The organism is Chitinophaga sp., assembly GCF_035564935.1.
Classification (GTDB): Bacteria; Bacteroidota; Bacteroidia; order Chitinophagales; family Chitinophagaceae; genus Chitinophaga.
This window is the reverse complement of record NZ_DATMTE010000143.1, coordinates 1-3,743: the sequence shown is the minus strand read 5'-3', so window position 1 is coordinate 3,743 and position 3,743 is coordinate 1. Positions and strand designations below refer to the sequence as shown.

3 protein-coding genes are annotated in these 3,743 nt (G+C 47.4%); all 3 read right to left on the bottom strand.

Going from position 1 to position 3,743, the window contains the following annotated elements; genetic code table 11:
• Window positions 1-156 precede the first annotated feature (156 nt).
• The 3 genes from VN105_RS03865 to VN105_RS03855 all read right to left on the bottom strand — a co-directional run bounded on the left by VN105_RS03865 (window position 157) and on the right by VN105_RS03855 (window position 3,661).
• Window positions 157-921 (bottom strand): succinate dehydrogenase/fumarate reductase iron-sulfur subunit, encoded by a 765-nt coding sequence (locus VN105_RS03865; RefSeq protein ID WP_325638113.1) that lies wholly within the window; start codon window positions 919-921, stop codon window positions 157-159.
• A gap of 63 nt (window positions 922-984) precedes the next feature.
• Entirely contained in the window at window positions 985-2,958 is a 1,974-nt protein-coding gene (locus VN105_RS03860) for a fumarate reductase/succinate dehydrogenase flavoprotein subunit (RefSeq protein ID WP_325638111.1), read from the bottom strand.
• A gap of 19 nt (window positions 2,959-2,977) precedes the next feature.
• Window positions 2,978-3,661 carry a succinate dehydrogenase cytochrome b subunit gene (locus tag VN105_RS03855; protein WP_325638109.1) on the bottom strand — a complete coding sequence of 228 codons (684 nt, stop codon included), beginning with the start codon at window positions 3,659-3,661 and terminating at the stop codon, window positions 2,978-2,980.
• Between the last annotated feature and the right edge of the window lie 82 nt (window positions 3,662-3,743).

Sequence of the window (3,743 nt, the reverse complement as noted above, 5' to 3'; positions counted from 1 at the left end):
GTAATCAGTTTAATCCTGAGTCAGACAAAATCCGCGTTAAAAAAGAAAGGAGATAAGAATGCCGTAACATTCCCATCTCCTTTATATATCATTCAAAAAAATAAAATCAGGGTAATCAGCCTAATCAGTTTAATCCTGAGTCAGACAACATCCGCGCTATTTCTCGGAAGAAAAACCTGCAGCAATAAACTCCCTGTTGAGGCGGGCGATATTGGTGAGGGAAATTTCTTTCGGGCATTCCGCTTCGCAGGCGCCAGTGTTGGTACAGCTGCCAAAGCCTTCCTTATCCATTTGCGCGATCATATTGAGCGCGCGGGATTGTTTTTCCGGATGGCCCTGTGGCAGCAATGCCAGCTGGGAAACTTTTGCAGATACGAACAGCATGGCAGAAGAGTTCTTACATGCCGCTACGCAGGCGCCGCAACCGATACAGGCTGCCGCAGCAAAAGCCAGGTCCGCTTTGGTCTTATCTACCGGGATACAGTTTGCATCCTGGGCGTTACCTGTATTTACAGAAATATAACCACCAGCTTCAATAATGCGGTCAAACGCGGATCTGTCTACAGTGAGATCTTTGATCACCGGGAATGAGCCTGCTCTCCAGGGTTCTACCGTGATGGTATCGCCATCTTTGAAAGCGCGCATGTGCAGCTGGCAGGTAGTAGTACCATTCCACGGACCATGTGCACGGCCGTTGATATGCATGGAGCACATACCGCAGATACCTTCGCGGCAATCGTGGTCAAATGCTATTGGTTCTTTGCCTTCATTGATCAGTTCTTCATTCACTACATCAAACATTTCCAGGAACGACATTTCAGAAGAAATGTTCTTTGCCTGTAACGTTTCAAATCTACCCTGATCATCTTTGTTTTTCTGCCTCCACACTTTTAATGTGAGGTTCATGTTATAATGTTCCATATATCTTGGACAATTATTTGATTTATAATCCTGGCTAACCGCTAAACGGTTCGCCAATAACCATTATTTATAGCTACGCTGTGTTGGTTTACATTCAACAAATTCCAGTGCTTCCTTGTGGAGTTCGTACTGGCCTTCGCCTTTATATTCCCAGGCAGCTACGTAACTAAATTCTGCATCGTTACGTTGTGCTTCTCCTTCGTCGGTTTGTGATTCTTCACGGAAGTGACCACCACAGGATTCGCGACGGTTCAGCGCATCGAGGCACATTAATTCGCCCAGTTCCAGGAAGTCGGCCACACGACCGGCTTTTTCCAGCTCGGGGTTAAATTCTTTAGTATCTCCGGGGATACGCACATCTTTCCAGAACTCTGCCCGCAGCGCTTTGATTTCTTCGATCGCTTCTTTCAGCCCCTTTTCATTACGCGCCATACCGCATTTATCCCACATGATCTTACCCAGTTTCTTATGGAAGAAATCAACGGATTTGGAACCTTTGATGCTGATCAGTTTATTAATCGTATCTCTTACTTTATTTTCTGCTTCCGCGAAAGCCGGATGGTCGGTAGGGATTGCCTTTGTGCGGATTTCATCTGCCAGGTAGTTGCCGATGGTGTAAGGGATCACGAAATAACCATCAGCCAGGCCCTGCATCAGTGCTGATGCGCCCAGGCGGTTAGCGCCGTGATCGGAGAAGTTGGCTTCCCCCAGGGAATACAGGCCGGGAACGGTGGTACCCAGTTCATAATCCACCCAGAGACCGCCCATGGTGTAGTGTACCGCAGGGTAGATACGCATAGGCAGCTCGTAAGGATTTTCACCTGTGATCTTGGCGTACATGTCGAACAGGTTACCATATTTTTCGGCTACTACTTCTTTACCCAGTTTGATAATCTCTTCTTTGGAAGCATTGGAGATCTGGCGTTTGCCCACTTCAATATTACCATAACGTTCAATGGCTGCGGCAAAGTCGAGGTACACTGCCTGTTTGGAAGTACCTACGCCATAACCGGCATCGCATCTTTCTTTTGCAGCACGGGAAGCCACGTCGCGGGGAACGAGGTTACCGAATGCAGGATATCTTCTTTCCAGGTAATAGTCCCTTTCTTCTTCAGGAATATCGCTGGCTTTGCGGGTATCGTTCTGTTTTTTGGGTACCCAGATACGACCGTCGTTACGCAGTGATTCTGACATGAGGGTCAGTTTTGACTGGTGATCGCCGGACACCGGGATACAGGTAGGGTGAATTTGTGTGAAGCAGGGGTTAGCAAAGTAAGCGCCGTTCTTGGTTGCTTTCCAGGCGGCAGTTACGTTAGAACCCATTGCGTTGGTAGACAGGTAGAACACGTTACCATAGCCTCCGCTGCAGATCAGCACGGCATGACCGAAATGGCGTTCCAGTTCGCCGGTTACCAGGTTACGTGCAATGATACCGCGTGCTTTCCCATCAATTTTCACGATATCGAGCATTTCATGGCGGTTGTACATTTTCACATTACCCAAAGCCACCTGGCGTTCCAGCGCAGAGTAAGCGCCGAGCAACAGCTGCTGGCCGGTTTGACCTGCTGCATAAAAAGTACGCTGTACCTGTGTACCGCCAAAAGAGCGGTTACTTAACAGGCCGCCATATTCACGGGCGAAGGGAACACCCTGTGCCACGCACTGATCTATAATATTACCGCTTACTTCTGCCAAACGGTGTACGTTGGCTTCGCGGGAGCGGTAGTCGCCACCTTTTACTGTGTCGTAGAACAAACGGAAAACGGAGTCGCCATCGTTCTGATAATTTTTTGCCGCGTTGATACCGCCCTGGGCAGCAATACTGTGTGCACGGCGCGGGCTATCCTGAAAGCAGAATGCTTTTACTTTATATCCTAATTCACCTAACGAAGCCGCTGCTGATGCACCGGCCAAACCTGTACCAATGATGATCACTTCCAGGCTACGTTTATTGGCAGGGTTCACCAGCTTACAATGTCCTTTATAGTCTTCCCATTTGGAATTTAATGGTCCGGCAGGAATTTTTGCGTTCAACATATATCCTTACTTTACAGAATTATTTGAAATAGATTACAACGGGAATGATAGCGAAACCAATAGGGATGGCTATTCCGAACAACCATATGCCAATGAAGCTGAGGAGGCCGTTGTATTTTTTATGATTTAAACCGAAGGTCTGACAGGCGCTTTTAAAACCATGGATCAGGTGGAAAGACAGACCGATCATACCGATCACGTACAAGGCTACCAACCAGCCGTTCCTGAAGGTTTCATAAGACAAGGCATACAGATCTTTCAGCGGCTCAATACTGCCCTCATAAGTACGGGTAGGCAGTTCTGTGTAGTGAAATTTTCCCCAGAAGTTAACCAGGTGGATAACAATGAAGATGAAGAGAATACTTCCCATGATGGCCATCTGGCGGCTGAACCAGGAAGATGTTTGATTACCCGGGTTCACGGCGTACTTCACCGGACGGGCCGCCCTGTTGCTGAATGTGAGCTGAAGCGCAATAAATGCGTGCAGCAGGATCACAATTTTCAGCCCCCAGGCAATAAACTGAATCAGGCTGTTGTGTCCCATGAACGCAGCGTATGCGTTAAAGGCTTTGCCCTCATCGTTGTACAACAGCTGGAAATTACCCGCCAGGTGTACAATAACAAAACTGCAAAGAAACAAGCCGGTAGCACCTACCAATAACTTCTTACCGATAGAGGTATTAAAGAACTGTGACCACTTCATAAGTAAAATTCTAAGCTTCCTAGTATAAAAAGATGTTTGAAATGTCGGGCAAATTTAACGCAGGAAAAATAAAAACCAAATG

What these genes read in the sequence shown, in the direction of transcription:
- VN105_RS03865 (WP_325638113.1), bottom strand. Translation starts at nt 921, where the DNA reads ATGGAACATTATAACATGAACCTCACATTAAAAGTGTGGAGGCAGAAA.
- VN105_RS03860 (WP_325638111.1), bottom strand. Translation starts at nt 2,958, where the DNA reads ATGTTGAACGCAAAAATTCCTGCCGGACCATTAAATTCCAAATGGGAA.
- VN105_RS03855 (WP_325638109.1), bottom strand. Translation starts at nt 3,661, where the DNA reads ATGAAGTGGTCACAGTTCTTTAATACCTCTATCGGTAAGAAGTTATTG.